Raw genomic sequence first — 16,831 nt, 5'->3', positions numbered from 1 at the left:
ATTCTATATAATATTTTTGATATGCTGCGACGGTTTTTCTGTGCAGATATGCACATAAGCAGTCATATTATTCTAAACACTTATATTGAGAAATGAAAGATGTTGCCTTAATTAACACTGAGATATTTTTCCCTTGTCAGCAGGAAATACTCGGAATCCCTGTCTTCTACTTTGACAGTGCCCTGATATTCCATTCCCACTCTTTTTGCCAGGTTTATCGAATTACTGTTCTCAGGAGAACAATAAACTGCTATCCTGTTGATGTCAAGGACAAGGACCATGTATTCTATCATTTTTTCCATTGCTTCTGTTGCGTATCCTTTACCTCGAAATTCCGGTTCAAGAGCATAATATACCTGTGTATCCTGAGAAAATTCAAGTGGTGCAAAACCACATGAACCAATCACTTCTCCATTATCCTTTTTGGAAATTGCCATTGCAAAGAGTGGTTCATCCGAATTATATGATTGTATAAGTATGTCAAGGAATTCTTTTGTTTCCTCAATGCTTCTGTGCAGAGGCATATCCGTGGAACTGGTTACTTCTTCATTGTTGAAAAAAAGGTGTAACCTGTCAAGATCATCTTCCACATATCTTCTGATTACCAATCGTTCTGTGTTTATGGATTGTGGGATCTTCATGAAATAATATTTATCTGACTGATACAAAAAAGTTATCCATTGCTCAGGACAACAATGAATGTATCAGAGCAATCCTGCAATCTTCAGGAAATTGCTGAACAGCTTTCTCCCAGTGTTATTGTATTCATCAGAAAGCAATTCAAAATCGGTTTTGAGTTTATCCCTGTCCATTTCCATGAGTTCAGGATCGTTGTCCAGCCATACACCAAACATTTCGGGTGTCAGTTCAAAATGCCCCTGGATCCCGTAGGCATTTTCACCGACTTTTACTATTTGGTGCTGACAGTACTTTCCGGTAGCCAGCAATTGCATCTTTTCGGTTATATTTACTGTTTCACCATGCAAATGGAATATCTTCAGAGAAGTTTCAAGACCGGCAAACAGAGGGTCATGTGAATGTTCTTTTCGAATGTCGATCGAATAATAGTTACCGTCCTCTCCACGAAAACCTATCTCTTTTACATCATTTGCATGCACAGAACCTCCGCAGGCCTTAACAAGTGCCTGCATGCCAAGACAGATACCAAGGTAAGGTGTGCCTGCATCAATTGCCTGCTTTATCATTTCAAGTTCTTGCAACATTTTCCCGGTTGTGTCGTTGGCACTGTCCGGTCCACCGAAAACCATTATCGCAGAGTAGTTTTCAGGGTTCGGGATTTTATCTCCGGAATCAAGGTCGATGATGTCGTGAGAAATATTATTTTCATCCAGAATATCTTTTAATATCCCGGGACCTTCCCTTGAAATGTTCTTTACGATCAGCAGGTTCATGGATTCCTATATCTGGTTTGTAAAATAAATTGTTTATGAGTAGAAGCCGCTAAAAAATGCCATGTCAGATAAAATGAATTCAGAAAAAGAAGATTCCCAACGGTCAGGATTCCTGATTATTTTTGAAATGGTAACTTTCTTGATTTCGTTTTTTCTAATCAAGGAAATCCTGACCAATTGAGTTACGTTTTTGGCAAATTATGGTACCACCTGTCATATTTGCCGTACCTCCAACCAATCTCACCAAACGAACAATCGTTAGTCTACAATTTTATTGCGTATGGTTTAACTTAACAAGAGTTCTTCACACATTCATATTATTTAAAAATATCTATCATACGGCATATGCTAATCATCATGATGATGGAGTGTTTTGTTGTTTGGATATAGATTATCTGCTGTTTTTTATAAAGGAAGCCTGCTCCCATAGTGCATTCGAATAAAAATGATGTGCATTTTCATTGAAGCAGATGAGCCTGACATCTGCCAGTGAGCTGCCATCCTTAAGATGTCCAATTATAGTTCTCAATGCAAGTCCCGATGCCCTGTACACGGGAAAACCATAGGCTCCGATACTTATTCCTGGAAAGGCAATGCTTCTGACGTCATATTCTTCTGCAAGAATGAGTGAATTCCTGTATGCATCGGTCAGCAGTTGTTCCTCTCTGAAATTTCCTCCATTCCAGACAGGTCCGACGGTATGTATCACCCACTTAGCAGGAAGCCTGTATCCTTTTGTGATCCTGGCTTCTCCTGTCGGGCATCCTCCAAGTGTACGGCATTCTTCGAGAAGTTGCGGACCAGCTGCAGAATGTATGGCTCCGTCCACGCCTCCCCCGCCCAGAAGTGAATTGTTGGCTGCATTTACTATAGCATCAACTTCCTGTTCCACTATGTCTCCCATTATCACACTGACAATGTCGGAAATATCCATATGATCTCCTCTTTTCCGGTTCATAATCTTTAAGGAAAGAATTGTCAAGATTATTCTTATCTTTGTTGTATGATATATTTGGTACAGAGCAGGCAATAGACTATATCTCATTAATGCAAAATTTATGGAGTAAGATTTTAAGATTCAAGATTATGGCAGGTCAATTCATGGATGAAGTCACAGAAAAGATCCTCACCCTTTTCAGGGAAATAAGCAGCGTTCCCCGACCATCAGGTCAGGAAGAGAGAATAGCCACATGGCTGAAAGAATGGGGTCTATCAAAAGGTTTTAGCGTAAAGTTCGATAGTGTCAACAATATAGTCATTGGGGTACCCGCTTCAAAAGGCTATGAGAACCTGCCTTCAATAGTGATTCAGGGGCACATGGATATGGTATGCGAAAAGGCCTGTGGCAGTATGCATGACTTTGCAAAAGACCCAATTGTACCTGTCATCGAAACTGACTGGCTCAGGGCTGAGGGAACAACGTTGGGCGCAGATAACGGAATAGCACTCGCAATTGCCCTTGCCCTTGCAGAAGATATGGGTGTAAACCATCCTCCACTTGAGCTGCTTTTTACCGTGGATGAAGAAACCGGACTTACAGGAGCTAATGCGCTGATGCCTGATTTCATCACCGGGAAGATACTGTTGAATGTGGATTCGGAGGAAGAGGGTGTTTTTACAGTTGGCTGTGCCGGAGGATTGAACACGACTATCAGGATGCCACTTGAATATTCATCGGTACCTGAGGATGTATTATTTTTCAGATTGGTTGTGAATGGTCTTTCAGGAGGCCATTCAGGTGTTGATATTCATGAAAAGAGAGCAAATGCCAACAAGCTGCTTGCAGAGGTCTTGCAATCACTTATGGAAGAATACGACCTCATGTTGCTTGATATAAAAGGCGGCTCTGCACATAATGCCATTCCACGACATGCGGAAGCAATCATTGCTTTTTCCCCGGATCTGAAAGAGACTATTATTTCATTGATTGCCGGGTTTGAAAGCAGGTTCAGGTCTGAATATGCAGGTCTTGAGCCTTCTCTTTCAATAGCTCTTGAAGAATCCGGTACTGATGTTGAAATGAAGGCAATCGATACTTCTATTGCTCGTCGGGTCATAGGTCTTCTGATGTCATTGCCACATGGGGTAGCTTCCATATCTCCGGCAATACCAAGCCTTGTAGAAACCTCAAGTAACCTGGCGATTGTCAATATAGAGGATGGTAAACTGGTGGTAGTATCAAGCCAGCGCAGTTCTTCTGACACGGGACTTGCAGAGATCACCGGAAAAGTTGAATCGGTTGCCGTAGAGTATGGGGCGAACTGTTCACATGGTTCGGGTTATCCGGCATGGCAACCTGATATGTCTTCGCCTCTTCTTCAGCGATGTATGGATGTATATTCCTCTGTGTTCGGGGAACATGCAAGGATCGAAGCTATCCATGCAGGCCTGGAATGCGCTGTTATAGGTTCGAAATATGAGGGGATGGATATGATCTCTTTTGGTCCTACCATAAAGAATCCGCATTCTCCTGATGAACGGATGTATATCCCATCGGTCAGGAAGGTATGGGATCTTATGGTTGCTTTGCTTGCTTCATTTCAAGACGAAAATAGCACACGTCAGGGAAAGCAGAAGAAGTCATGATTATAATCTATAAGGTTCAATGTTGATTATATGAGAAAGTTCCCAAGGCCAACTGTTCTTGTAAGCAAGTGTCTTGAGTTTGATAATGTGCGTTATAATGCACAGATTGTTCATTCTCAAATAGTACGCGATCTCATGCCATTTGTAGACTTCATAAAAGTATGTCCGGAAATTGAGATCGGCCTTGGGGTACCCAGGGATTCTTTGAGACTCATTAAGAAGAATGGCGAATATCGGCTTATTCAGCCAAAGACAGGTGAAGACCTTACTGAAAGGATGAATACTTTTACATGCAATTTCCTTGACAAGCTTGGGGATATTGATGGTTTCATATTCAAAGGCATTTCTCCCAGTATGGGAGTCGACGATGTCAAGGTCTATGCAGGCGCATATATGGCTCCGGTAGTTGAAAGAAGTGCAGGATTGTTTGCCAGACAGGTGATTGCGCGGTATCCAGGATATCCCATTGAAGAGAATGAGAGATTGCGTAATAGCCGTATAAGCCATCATTTCCTGACCCAGTTATACACTTTTGCGGCTTTCAGGCAGGTGAAAGCGGAATATTCTCTTGATGCATTGCTTGAGTTCCATAAAAATAACCGTTTTCTGTTCATGACCTATAATACTGAAATTCTCATAGGTATGTCAGAATTGCTGGGGTCAGGGAAAGAAACCGGAAGTTTGTTCGGGGAATATGAGTCTCTGCTAAAGCAGCTAATGAGAAAGCCCGGTTCATTGATCTTGAAAATTGAAACTGCAAGAAACATGTTCTCCATGTTTGCAGATACAACACAGGCGGAGAATTCTTTCTTTGAGGACATGCTCGGACGTTTCAAGAATAACTGGATAAGTGAAGATGCTGTTATTGAAGTATTAAGGATGTTCTCATCGCGCTTTTATGGAGTGGATTCTTATGAGGACACTTTCCTGTACCCATATCCCGAAGAGATCAAGGGACAGGTTGATGAGAGCAGGGATAAAGACTACTGGGATAAGTGATTCGTTTTCTTTTGTTTAAGGTGATATGATGTATCGTTTTCAGGAAGAAATATATTCGTGTATAGATTGCGGTAAATGCTGGGATGTCTGTCCGGTCAATATGGTCACAGATGGTAACCGTTTTACTCCACAGGGAAAGATCGCGACCCTTGCAAAGATCGTTGCAGGTGAGGAGCTTACAAAGGATGAAATGGACAATATCTATCTTTCCACAAGGTGTGGAGCCTGTGATGATGTTTGTCCTGTGAAAATCCCTATCACAGATATCATACAGTATGAGAGAGAGCTTCTGGCAAAGCAGGGCAGGGAGCCTGCAAAGACTACAGCTATCTCAAATAACATCATTGAGCACAACAGTCCCGGAGCCAAGGACCCTTCAAAAAGGTTTGACTGGATAACCGATGATCTTGACATTGCCGAAAGTTCAGAGATCGCTTACATGGCAGGCTGCTGGGTATCATATAGTCAGCAAGAGGTTGCCAGAGCCACTATCCGCCTGCTCAACCATGCAGGAATAAGACCCATGATACTCAAGGAAGAGAAATGCTGCGGACTTTTCCTTATTGATAGTGGTCATTTTGGGCAGGCTGCAGAGCATGCAAAGAAGTTTGTGGATTACATTGAGTCACTGGGAGTAAAGAAGGTAATAGCTTCATGTCCTGGTTGCTATCTTGTCCTGAGTCATGATTATCCTGAGCTTTATCGTGAACTGAACTTTGAGGTTGAACATTCCCTGAATGTCTTTAAGGATATGATCGATAAAGGCATCCTGAAACCAGAGAAACTCGATCTTACAGTTGCTGTAAGGGATGCCTGTCCGCTGAGAGAAACAAAGGACGTTCCACGGAGTATCCTTACAAGTATGGGTGTGGAAATTAAGGAACTCTTTGATGGTAAACAGGTATGCTGTGGAGGACCAGCCGGTCTTAAACCAAACTTCCCGGATATTGCAAATGACATCGCCATGCTGACGGTGCAGAGTTATAAGGATAAGGCTGACATGCTTGCATCGTACTGTCCTTTCTGTGTGCATCACATGTCAGGTGCCTGTGAGTCAAAGGGTGAGGAAATGAAGATAAAGGACGTTTCGGTGCTGCTGGCGGAAAGTGTGCTTGGTGATCATTTTACTAAACGAAACAACTTATGATACTCTGCTCTTCCGGGAGAGCAGTAAACTCTCATCTTTTTTTATTTTATCTTTTAGTCAGAAATCACTGATTTCAGTCCATTTTTGTTATAATGCATTCACTATAATTATATAATTATAAATATCAACAATACTAATTATTCACAATCTAATATATTTATATGATTGAACAGATTGATTTTATAATAAAGGATGTTGATAGGATGATTTCACAGAGAGGGCACTTTTCATTAGCATTATTCATATGCATTTTAATAGCATGCATTGGTACAGTTTCAGCAGGCACTTACTCCGGCGGTGATGGTTCAAGCGGAACCCCGTATCTGCTTTCAAGTGACAGTGATATCGATGAATTGTCATCAACTTCTGCTGACTGGAGCAAATACTTCCAACTAACAAATGACATCACACTTGTGGGTAATCATACTCCTATTGGTGATGGCAGCACTCAGTTCACAGGTGATTTTGACGGAAATGGATCTACAATAAGTAATCTGACCGTTTATAATACCGGTGGCCTTGCTGGATTCTTTGGTTACACAAATTTTGGTGCTAATATCCATGATCTTGGAGTAGAAACAAGTTCAGATGGTGTTGTTTCAACAACTGAATATGTCGGTGGTCTTGTTGGCTGTAATATTGGCGGCACTATTAGCAATTGTTCTTCCACTGGAATTGTCACTGGCTCTGGTCAGCATGTCGGTGGTCTTGTTGGCTATGCTGAGGGTACTGTAAGCAACAGTTATGCCAATGTTACTGTCACTGGTTCTAGCTATCATGTCGGCGGTCTTATAGGCGCCGCAAGTGAGCATTCTGTAGTAAGCAATTGTTATGCCACAGGTAATGTTATTAGTGGTGGTGATCAGTTTACCGGTGGTCTTATTGGGAGAATTTGGGTGGTGGCTGTTAGCAACTGTTATGCCACAGGCAATGTTACCGGTGTTCAGCAGGTTGGCGGTCTTATCGGGTATAATGAGGCTGGCACAGTGAGCAACAGTTTTGCCACAGGTACTGTAGATGGCACATCAGATTACGGTGCTTTGATCGGGTTAAATGTTGCCACTGTTACTAACAGTTATTATTCAGGAACACCTGCTTCAGGTGCTGGTACTTCTACTTCCTATGCCAACTTTATGGATTTTGCCTTTGTATCAGGAGCTTCAGGTCTTAACTGGAATGGAAGTGGTGACATTATCACAACAGAAGAGAATACAAGTTTCATATGGAGGATTATAGATGGTTATACTCTTCCATACTTGCAGTATCAAAACGTTACTTACTCCGGCGGTAGCGGTACAGTCGATGACCCGTATTTACTTTCAAGCGACAGCGATATTGACGAACTTTCAGCAACTTCTGCTGACTGGGGAATGAACTTTACACTAACACAAGACATTACGCTTGTGGGTAATCACACTCCAATTGGTAAAACAGCACCTTATTTCACAGGTGACTTTAACGGAAATGGACATTCAATACTGAATCTGACTGTTTATGAGACCACTAACTATGCCGGATTCTTTGGCGTAACAATCGGTGCTAACATCTATGATCTGAGAGTAGAAGCAAGCTCAGATGGTGTTGTTACTACAGGTGGCTATGCTGGTGTTCTTATAGGGGATAATTACGGTACTGTAACCAACAGTTCTGCCACTGGAAATGCTACCGTTTCTCTGAATTATGCTGGCGGTCTTGTCGGTACAAATAATAATGGCGGTACTCTTAGCAACTGTTATGCTACTGGTAATGTCACTGGTGCTTCTTATGTCGGTGGCCTTGCCGGAGAAAATGCCAACACTGGTTCTGTTAGCAACAGTTTTGCTACTGGTAATGTCACTGGTGCTTCTAATTATGCCGGCGGTCTTGTCGGTTATAATCTTAATACTATCAGCAACTGTTATGCCAATAGTATTGTTACAGGCTCAGGTGAAGTCGGCGGTCTTGTCGGTGAAAATGGTAATACTGGTACTATTGGCAACAGTTATGCCACTGGCGATGTCACAGGTTCTGGCGATTCTGTCGGTGGTGTTCTTGGGAAGAATTGGGGTGCTATCAGCAACTGTTATGCTACTGGTAATGCAACTACTGGTTCTCAGTATGTCGGCGGTCTTGTCGGACAGAATGCTGGAAGCGCCACAGTGAGCAAGAGTTTTGCTACAGGTACTGCTACTGGTACTAGTAATGGTGGTCTTGTCGGCTATCTTAGTGGCGGCAGTGTTACCGATGGGTATTATTCCGGTACTCCGGTTACAGGTGAGGGAACTTCTACTTCCTATGTAAACTTCCTCAGTTTTGCCTTTGTTTCAGATACAGGTCTTAACTGGAATGCAAGCGGTACACAGAATGTAATCACAACAGCAGATAATTCTGGTTACGTGTGGAAAATAATAAGCGGTTATACTCTTCCATATTTCCAGTATCAGGAAGATCCGATTTCACTTGCAGGAACACCTGAAAGTTTCACAAATATAACTGGCAATTTCTGGGTGAACCATAGCTGGAGTGCAGGTGCAGGAGATCTGACCGATTCCTATAATGTGAGTTATGACGGAAATTGGCAGAACAGCACTGTTACCTATTTCAATCATACCGGACTCTCAGCTCATGCCTGGTCAAACATAACAGTTTATGCATACAATGCTACGGATTCCACACTTTCAGCAGGCGCCATTTCCAGAGTTCAGATACCGAACAACGTGATAAGCATTCTCAATGTAACAGACATCACCACAGGTGAAGGAGCAAGTATCAACTTTGACATTAACTTCACAGATGCCGATGGTGACACAGCAACATTTGGCTGCAACCAGAGTTCCCTGTTTGATGACTTTAACACAAGTACTGGTATTGGTTCATGGAACATCAGTTTAGGTGAAGCTGGAACATACAATGTTGAATTCAATGTAAGTGACGGTTATGGTTCAATTGATTCTCAGATAATGTTCATCACAGTTGAACCAATTTCAGCTCCTGAAAGCTTCACAAATACAACTGGTAATTTCTGGGTGAACCATAGCTGGAATGCAGGCACAGGAATTGAAATTGATTCCTATAACGTGAGTTATAATGCAAGCTGGCTGAATGGAACAACAAACAGTTTCAACCATACCGCTCTCTCTGCTCATGCATGGTCTAACATAACAGTTTATGCATACAATATCACGTACTCAGTACTGTCAGCCGGAGCTAATTCCACAGTTCAGGTTCCAAACAACGAGATAAGTATTCTCGATGTAACAAACATCACAAGCAGTGAAGGAGAAACTATCAACTTTGATATTAACTTCACAGATGTCGATGGCGATACAGCAACATTTGGCTGTAACAGAAGTTCTCTGTTTGACGACTTTAATACAAGTACCGGTGAAGGTTTATGGAGTGCAAACATCAATGATTCTGGAATTTACTATGTTGAATTCAATGTAAGTGACGGCTATGGTTCGGTCGATTCTCAGGTAATGACCATCACCATAAACGATGTCATAACTCCGGTTGCAGATTTCACTGCAAGCACTGGTTCAGGATATGTTCCGCTAACTGTTGTATTCACAGATAATTCCAGCAATACTCCAACATCGTGGTTCTGGGATTTTGGTGATGGAACTAATTCCACTTCCCAGAACCCTACTCATAGTTTCAGTTCCACAGGAACCTACTACGTAAATTTGAATGCAAGTAATTTTGCGGGAAGCAATCTCAGCAGTAACATGACCATAACCGTAACAGACGTACCAAGTTCAAGCAGTTCAAGTTCAGGAACTCGTGCATCAGTAAGTCAGGGTCAGGATCCAAAGATCGTGTCACAGTCTGCTTCATCTGTCAAGCGTGTAACAGGCGGCTCAAAAGTTAACTACGACTTCTCAGACAGCGGTACCCCGGTTCTTAGAATCAGCTTTGACGCAAAGAAAGATAAGGGTCTTGTAGTTGCCAAAGTTCAGGTACTTTCCAGTGCTCCAGAAGGCGTTCCATCTCCATCCGGTAACTCCTACCAGATGATGAGCATTGATGTTGGAAATGAAGGAACTATCTCTTCAGATAGTGCTGACAATGTCATGATCAGCTTCAAGGTGAGCAAGCAGTGGATAGAAGATAACAACATTGATGTTTCCACCATCCGCATGACAAGATATAATGATGACCAGTGGAATGATCTTCCAACTTCTCAGAAAAGTGAAGATGGTGAATACTTCTATTTCTACGCTGAGACTCCTGGATTCTCAATTTTCAGTGTTTTAGGTGATGAAGTAAGCGATACTCCGGCAGATACAGTGGAAAGTTCAGCAACATCAGTGGCTGAAGAAGTAGATGAACCAGTAGAGGAAGAAGAAACTTCCAGCACTCCGGGATTCACTGCTCTTACAGGAGTCGTGTTTGTTTCACTTGCTTTCCTTGTGAGCAGAAAACAGAAATAAGAACAAGGAAACACAAGAAAGGGCATCATGCCCTTTTAATTATTTTTTAAAATCAGACAATTTGTCAGATATGGTATCCGACACAGAAACGATAAACAACCCTTATCTCATCCAATTCTCTTGAATCAAATTTAAGTTCATCATCATTTGCTGAATACTTCAGGTCATCAAAGTCTTTGAAGACAACTTCACAGTTTATGTTCTCAGGAAGCTGTGATTTGAAATTATTGCATTTACCTGTTATCTCTGCGATAAGTCTTTTAATTTCATCTGAACTGAAACCTCCAGCGCCAACAGGAGAATAAACAACTTCCGTGGTCAGCTTCTCCCTGTCTATGAGATTCATCCAGAAGCCATTCATTACAGTGTTATCAAGCATATAGTCTTTGATCTCGAAACTCTTGCTTATTACATTCTTCAAATCAGAACACCTGATAATTTCATAGATCTAAATAGTTAAAACTGTTTTTGTGATGCACTTTCAGGTAGCTACAATAATGTATAAAAAAGAACGTTGCGGAGTAATTCTCCGCATTGTTCCTTCTTCTATTCTGTTAATTAATTGTCTGTTCCGGTTGCAGGTGCAGAACTTGCAAGGCTGCCGCCCAGATAAGCCACGGTTCCGCATATAAGTCCGATGAAAACCGGATGGATAAGCGGGTTACCAAAGAGCTGCCACAGAACAATTGAGCCAAAACTTGCAATGAGACTTGCAATGAACCCTGTTGATGTACCGCGTTTCCAGTAAAGTCCGAAGAAAAGTGGTACAAAAACACAGCATGCAATAACTCCCATACTTGCGGAAACCAGTGGTACGATAAGTTGTGGCACATCAATTGCAAAGAAAGCAGAGACAATAATGATCACAACTCCGACTATCCTTGTAATCTTGAGTATCTTATCGTCGGTTGTTTCGGGTTTAAAGTACTTCAGTATGTCTGAAGTAAGGGATGTTGTGGTAACAAGTACAATAGCACTCATTGTGGACATTGCGGCTGAAATCGCTGCAAGCAGTACGATACTGTCAAATCCCGTAGGGAGCAGTGACGTTGCAAGGAATGGCACCAGACCATCAGGGTTTGCGATGTAAGGAGCAAGCTGTTCCTGGCTGAAGGCTCCGTATGCCAGTATTCCCAGTGAGAAGATACAAAGAGCATAGATTGTGATGGAAATAGGCCCGTAGATACCTGCAAAACGTACAACTTTCTTGTCCTTTGCAGAGAACAACATGATAAGCAGGTCAGGTAATGCCAGAAGTCCGAGACTTATGGCAAAGGCAGTTCCAAATGTCTTCTGCCATGGAACCATAGCTCCACTCATGCTCAGCATGTTGGCAGGGATCGCGTCCCATATAGCAGTCATTCCGTTACCACTTGAAATAAGTCCTCCGTACAGGAATACAGCACCAACGATCATGATGAGTCCCTGAAGGAAACTTATCCAGAGAATTGCAGGAAGTCCGCCTATTACATAATAAAGAGCGACAATTATTACAGCTATTATCAGGCCCTGGACATAGGTTACTCCAAGAAGGCCCTGGAAAAGATTTGCACATCCTTTGAAGATCGCAACCAGATAAACAGTGTACATCAAAAGCATTATAGCTGCAAGCAACACCTTTCCTTTCTGTGAATTATAGCGGCGTTCCAGAAGTTGTGGCACTGTCTTTGCATCGTACTGCTGTGAAGCTGCCCATATTTTTGGTGCAACCAGAAAAGCGATACACGCAAATGCGACGTGGAAGAATACTGCCCAGATAACCCAGGGGAGGCCGGCAACAAGTCCGTATCCGCCGCCACCGAGGAATGAAGCTGCACTGAAATATGCTGCCATGTATGCGATGCCTATGACAGCAGGGTGTGTGATATTGCGGTCTGAGATCACAAATCCAGAAAATGTTCCCTGTTTAAGTTTTAACGACAACAGCAGGATCCCGATAACATATAGTGCCAGAAGTAGTTGATTAAGCATTGTTACGCCTCAATATGAAAAAGAAAGTAATTCCCAGCATAATTATGACAGATGCTATCAGGTATAGATATGGTAATGGCATTAGTTTTTCCTCCGTTCATCCACTGATCGGGATGTGGCAATGGATTCTGTGATTATATTGTGTATCAACATCAGGTATTCCTCATCTTAATGAACTAATATGTACTTTGATGCGCAATGAAACATATATACATTTAAAAATGTTTTGTTGTTTTCCTTTTTCAAAGGCATTTACTCTTAAACAGGTGTTGGGTTGATCAGCCTGTATCCTGTTCATCCTGCAAGCTCAAAAACCCAGTGTCAAAACATTTATATTTCATCAAATAAGTGCATAGGACAGCATTGATTTATCGATATATGCAATGTTTCATATCCCTGATGTGGAGCTGATGTATATTCATTTTCTAACTTCTATTATCTTCATTCAAGAGGAATGACATTGACCGGTAAACGTATATTAATGGGTAACGAAGCCATTGCTTTTGGAGCTATGAAGGCTGGTCTTCAGATCGCAAGTGGATATCCTGGGACACCATCAAGTGAGGTCATGGAGACTATCATTTCACATGCAAAGGAATATGGTATCTATGCTGAATGGGCCACAAATGAAAAAGTAGCACTTGAAACTGCAGTAGGTGCAGCATATTCGGGTGCAAATGCCATAGTCACCATGAAACAGGTAGGTCTTAACGTGGCTTCCGATCCTCTTATGAGCCTTTCCTACATAGGGGTGAAAGGTTCACTTGTCATCCTTGTTTCTGATGATCCGGGTCCGCATTCATCCCAGACAGAGCAGGATACACGGGCATTCGGGCATTTTTCTAATATTCCTGTACTTGATCCTTCAACTCCGCAGGAAGCCTATGACATGGCAAAATTAGCCTTTAAGTTATCACATGAACTGGAAACTCCTGTAATACTGAGGACCACCACAAGGGTTTCCCATGGTTGTGCAGATGTTATCATAGAAGATATTGACCCGGTTCCCAGGGACATTGAGGGATTTGTGAAAGATACAAGGTGGACCATCTTCCCAAAACTGACGGCCCAGCGTCATCCGCTTCTGGAAGAGCTACAGGTTAAAATGTCTGACCGTTTTTCAGAGTACTTTACCGATAATTCATTTAATTCTATCACAAAGGGAAGCAGCAATATAGGAATTGCAGCATCCGGTGTTTCAAGCCTTTACGTCCAGGAGGCAATAAAGGATCATCCCGGAACATTCTCCTTTTTTAAGACTGCCACCGCTTACCCATTTCCCGAAAAAGCAGCTCTTGATTTTATGAAAGGGATATCTGACCTGATAGTTGTGGAGGAGCTGGACCCTTACATGGAAGAACAGTTCCTGCAAATAGCAGGCAGACACCACCTAACTATCAATATTCATGGAAAGAAAGATGGATCCTTCTCTTTCAGTGGTGAGTATGATGTAGATGTTGTCATAGACGGCATCAACCGTGCACTTGACAAAACAGGCAGTAAGACCTGTCGTTTTTCCCATTCGATTGCAGCCATAAAAGCAGAAGATATTCCGTCACTTCCCATTCGGGCTCCAACTTTGTGTGCAGGTTGCATGCATCGGACAGTATTCTACGGCTTCAAGAAGGCTGCCGCTAAAATGAGATCAAAAACCGGTGTTGATTCAGTATTCTCCGGTGACATAGGATGTTATACACTTGGAAATGCCCGTCCTCTGAACATGGTTAACACCTGTCTGTGTATGGGCGCCGGCATAAGTATTGCAGCCGGTCTTTCACATACACAGGAATTCGGCAATGGTCTGAATGCAAAACAGGTGGCTTTTATCGGTGATTCCACATTCTTCCATTCTGGTATCGCTGCTGTTGTCAGTGCTGTCTATAACAATGCGAACATAACAATTGCAGTCCTCGATAACCGTACAACTGCAATGACGGGACATCAGCCTCATCCCGGTATAGGTATAACTGCCATGGGCTCCCCTGCAAAGATGATCGATATTGCAGAGGTCCTTAAAAGCTGTGGGGTCGGAATGGTAAAGACCATTGAAGCTGATGATCTTGACAAGTGCATGGATATAGCCACAGAAGCAATGAAGTTTGAAGGTCCGTCTGCTGTGGTGTTCAAAGGCAAATGTGTTGCCATATGCAAGGGAACAGGGCAGTATATCGTTGATGAGGACAAATGTACCGGCTGCAAACTGTGTATCAGCCAGCTTGGATGTCCTGCAATATTCTCAATACCCTCAGGACTTCCGGTAATTCAGGATACATGCAGTGGGTGTGGCCTGTGCGCACAGATATGTCCGTCAGATGCCATTGTACTGAAGGAGGTTTCACAATGAAATTCGATATTCTCATTGCAGGTGTCGGTGGCCAGGGTGTAGTGCTGGCTTCCCGTTTGCTTGCAACAGCAGCAATGGACGCAGGTTTCCATGTGGCTACGGCTGAGACCATAGGAATGGCACAGAGGGAAGGGTCTGTAACCAGTCATGTAAGGATTGGTGATGATGTATGCGGTTCACTTATTCCTCAGGGAAAGGCAGACCTGCTTATCGGCCTTGAGCCAGCAGAAACTGCAAGGAACCTTCTTTTCCTCGGAAAGGACGGCAACATGGTTGTCAATGAACATGCCATAATGCCTTCCACACAGGGTTGTGATGAATACGACCCGGAGATGATACTGGATTTCCTGAAGAGCAGTTGTCCGGGAACCATCACTGCTGATTTTACTGAACTTGCAAAGGATGCGGGTACCTATAAAGCGGCTAATGTTGCCATGATAGCAGCTGCAGCAGGTGCTGGTCTTTTGCCATTCTCCACAGAATATCTGTGGGGTGTGCTTGAGAAAATGATTCCTGAAAAGTACAGGGATGTTAATCGCAGGGTATTTGACAGGGCTATTGAAAGTGTTTCAGGGAATAACCGCAAGGTGATTAATAAGGATTGATCGCAGGGTGAGATGAATGTGTAATTGTCACGATAACAACAGCCGGGAGTTTGCAGGGAATAAAAATAATACTGCAGAGGACAGGAATCTCTGTGATTATGATATATCCGTGGAAAAGAGAACTTCAAGTCTCATCGATCTTCTGAGAAGAGTTACAGAAGGCAGTCCGTTTTATCAGAAAAAGTTTGCAGAAGCAGGCGTGGATATCAATGAAGTAAAAACGCTTGAAGATATCAGTAAATTACCTTTAACGACAAAAGAGGAACTCAGGGATGCCTATCCCCTGGGACTTCAGGCTGTGCCGGACGAGGATATCGTGAGGATACACTCGTCTTCAGGAACCACCGGAAGCCCGGTTATCATTCCATACACAAAGCAAGATGTGGAAGTATGGGCTGATATGATGATGCGTTGCTATAAGATGGCAGGGCTCACGAATACCGACAGGATACAGATCACCCCCGGGTATGGTTTATGGACCGCAGGCATCGGATTCCAGGCAGGTGCGGAACTTCTTGGTGCAATGGCCGTTCCAATGGGGCCCGGAAATACCGAGAAACAGCTCCAGATGATGCTCGACCTTAAGTCAACGGCACTTGCAAGTACATCCTCCTATGCCCTCCTGCTTGCGGAAGAAATCACAAAAAGGGGACTAAAGGATAAAATTAACCTGAAGGTCGGTATAATCGGCTCAGAACGCTGGAGCCCGAAGATGAGGGCACGGATCGAGAATGAACTGGGAATAGATACCTATGATATTTTTGGTCTGACCGAGATATATGGTCCCGGTATTGCTCTTGACTGCTTGCTGCATGATGGTCTTCATTACTGGTCGGACCACCTGCTCTTTGAGATCATAGACCCTGTAACCGGAGAAACTTTGCCGGATGGGACACTCGGTGAGCTGGTGATAACCACGCTTACAAAAGAGGGTGCACCACTCATACGCTACAGGACGAGGGATCTGACGCGTATATTCCCTGATCCATGTAAGTGTAGATGTCCTTTTCCACGTATCGATCGCCTGCTTGGTCGTACAGATGACCGCATTAAGATCAAAGGCGTGAATGTTTACCCCGGACAGATAGAGGATGTCATCCTGAGGGTGGAAGGTGTGAGCAGTGAGTATCAGATAATCCTTGAAAGGGAATCCGGAAGGGATAGTATGCTCTTCAGGGTCGAGATAGAGAATGCCGATGATCCTGAAAATAACAAGCTGAGGTCAAAACAGATGAACAAGGCTTTCCATGATTTTATCGGCGTAAGCGTTGATGTGGAATGCGTTCCTGTGGGAGCATTACCACGTAGTGAAAAGAAGAGTAAGAGGGTTATAGATAACAGGGAGATGTGAGGTC

The 16,831-nt window shown here is 43.0% G+C and carries 12 protein-coding genes; 7 read left to right on the top strand and 5 right to left on the bottom strand.

Going from position 1 to position 16,831, the window contains the following annotated elements; all coding sequences use genetic code 11:
- Window positions 1–107: 107 nt before the first annotated feature.
- The 3 genes from RE476_RS04675 to RE476_RS04665 form a co-directional block, all read right to left on the bottom strand.
- On the bottom strand, window positions 108–641 hold the full coding sequence (locus RE476_RS04675; RefSeq protein ID WP_309309243.1) for a GNAT family N-acetyltransferase: 534 nt from the start codon (window positions 639–641) through the stop codon (window positions 108–110).
- Window positions 642–704: 63 nt separating this feature from the next.
- Window positions 705–1,412, bottom strand: coding sequence for a type 1 glutamine amidotransferase (locus RE476_RS04670; RefSeq protein WP_309309242.1), 708 nt, complete (start codon window positions 1,410–1,412; stop codon window positions 705–707).
- A 391-nt stretch (window positions 1,413–1,803) separates the two neighbouring features.
- The gene (locus RE476_RS04665; RefSeq protein ID WP_309309241.1) at window positions 1,804–2,370 is read right to left on the bottom strand and encodes an O-acetyl-ADP-ribose deacetylase; all 567 of its coding nucleotides are present in this window, start codon (window positions 2,368–2,370) and stop codon (window positions 1,804–1,806) included.
- A gap of 143 nt (window positions 2,371–2,513) precedes the next feature.
- Between RE476_RS04665 and RE476_RS04660 the strand changes: the two genes are divergently transcribed.
- From RE476_RS04660 to RE476_RS04645, 4 genes are all read left to right on the top strand, one after another.
- Window positions 2,514–3,998: an aminoacyl-histidine dipeptidase gene (locus RE476_RS04660; RefSeq protein ID WP_309309240.1), complete on the top strand. Its 1,485-nt coding sequence runs from the start codon at window positions 2,514–2,516 to the stop codon at window positions 3,996–3,998.
- 30 nt (window positions 3,999–4,028) lie between these two features.
- The gene (locus RE476_RS04655; RefSeq protein WP_309309239.1) at window positions 4,029–4,997 is read left to right on the top strand and encodes a YbgA family protein; all 969 of its coding nucleotides are present in this window, start codon (window positions 4,029–4,031) and stop codon (window positions 4,995–4,997) included.
- 25 nt (window positions 4,998–5,022) lie between these two features.
- Window positions 5,023–6,144, top strand: a complete 1,122-nt coding sequence (locus tag RE476_RS04650; RefSeq protein WP_309309238.1) for a (Fe-S)-binding protein — start codon at window positions 5,023–5,025, stop codon at window positions 6,142–6,144.
- Between the two features lie 203 nt (window positions 6,145–6,347).
- A complete protein-coding gene (locus tag RE476_RS04645) occupies window positions 6,348–10,556 on the top strand; it encodes a GLUG motif-containing protein (protein WP_309309237.1) in 4,209 nt (1,402 codons plus the stop codon).
- 64 nt (window positions 10,557–10,620) lie between these two features.
- On the opposite strand, the gene RE476_RS04640 is transcribed toward RE476_RS04645, so the two are convergent.
- Both RE476_RS04640 and RE476_RS04635 read right to left on the bottom strand, forming a co-directional pair.
- Window positions 10,621–10,977 (bottom strand): hypothetical protein, encoded by a 357-nt coding sequence (locus RE476_RS04640; protein WP_309309236.1) that lies wholly within the window; start codon window positions 10,975–10,977, stop codon window positions 10,621–10,623.
- Window positions 10,978–11,114: 137 nt separating this feature from the next.
- A complete protein-coding gene (locus RE476_RS04635) occupies window positions 11,115–12,527 on the bottom strand; it encodes a sodium:solute symporter family protein (protein ID WP_309309235.1) in 1,413 nt (470 codons plus the stop codon).
- Window positions 12,528–12,981: 454 nt separating this feature from the next.
- Between RE476_RS04635 and iorA the strand changes: the two genes are divergently transcribed.
- The 3 genes from iorA to RE476_RS04620 are packed head-to-tail and all read left to right on the top strand — an operon-like array spanning window position 12,982 to window position 16,827.
- On the top strand, window positions 12,982–14,871 hold the full coding sequence (iorA, locus tag RE476_RS04630; RefSeq protein ID WP_309309234.1) for an indolepyruvate ferredoxin oxidoreductase subunit alpha: 1,890 nt from the start codon (window positions 12,982–12,984) through the stop codon (window positions 14,869–14,871).
- The gene (locus tag RE476_RS04625; protein ID WP_309309233.1) at window positions 14,868–15,476 is read left to right on the top strand and encodes an indolepyruvate oxidoreductase subunit beta; all 609 of its coding nucleotides are present in this window, start codon (window positions 14,868–14,870) and stop codon (window positions 15,474–15,476) included. Before iorA ends, RE476_RS04625 begins: the two co-directional genes overlap by 4 nt.
- 16 nt (window positions 15,477–15,492) lie before the next feature.
- Window positions 15,493–16,827: a phenylacetate--CoA ligase family protein gene (locus tag RE476_RS04620; protein ID WP_309309232.1), complete on the top strand. Its 1,335-nt coding sequence runs from the start codon at window positions 15,493–15,495 to the stop codon at window positions 16,825–16,827.
- Window positions 16,828–16,831: the final 4 nt, after the last annotated feature.

Origin of the sequence: Methanolobus mangrovi, assembly GCF_031312535.1 — an archaeon.
GTDB classification, from domain to species: Archaea; Halobacteriota; Methanosarcinia; order Methanosarcinales; family Methanosarcinaceae; genus Methanolobus; species Methanolobus mangrovi.
The sequence above is the reverse complement of the archived record's forward strand: the minus strand, read 5'-3'. Positions and strand labels throughout refer to the sequence as shown.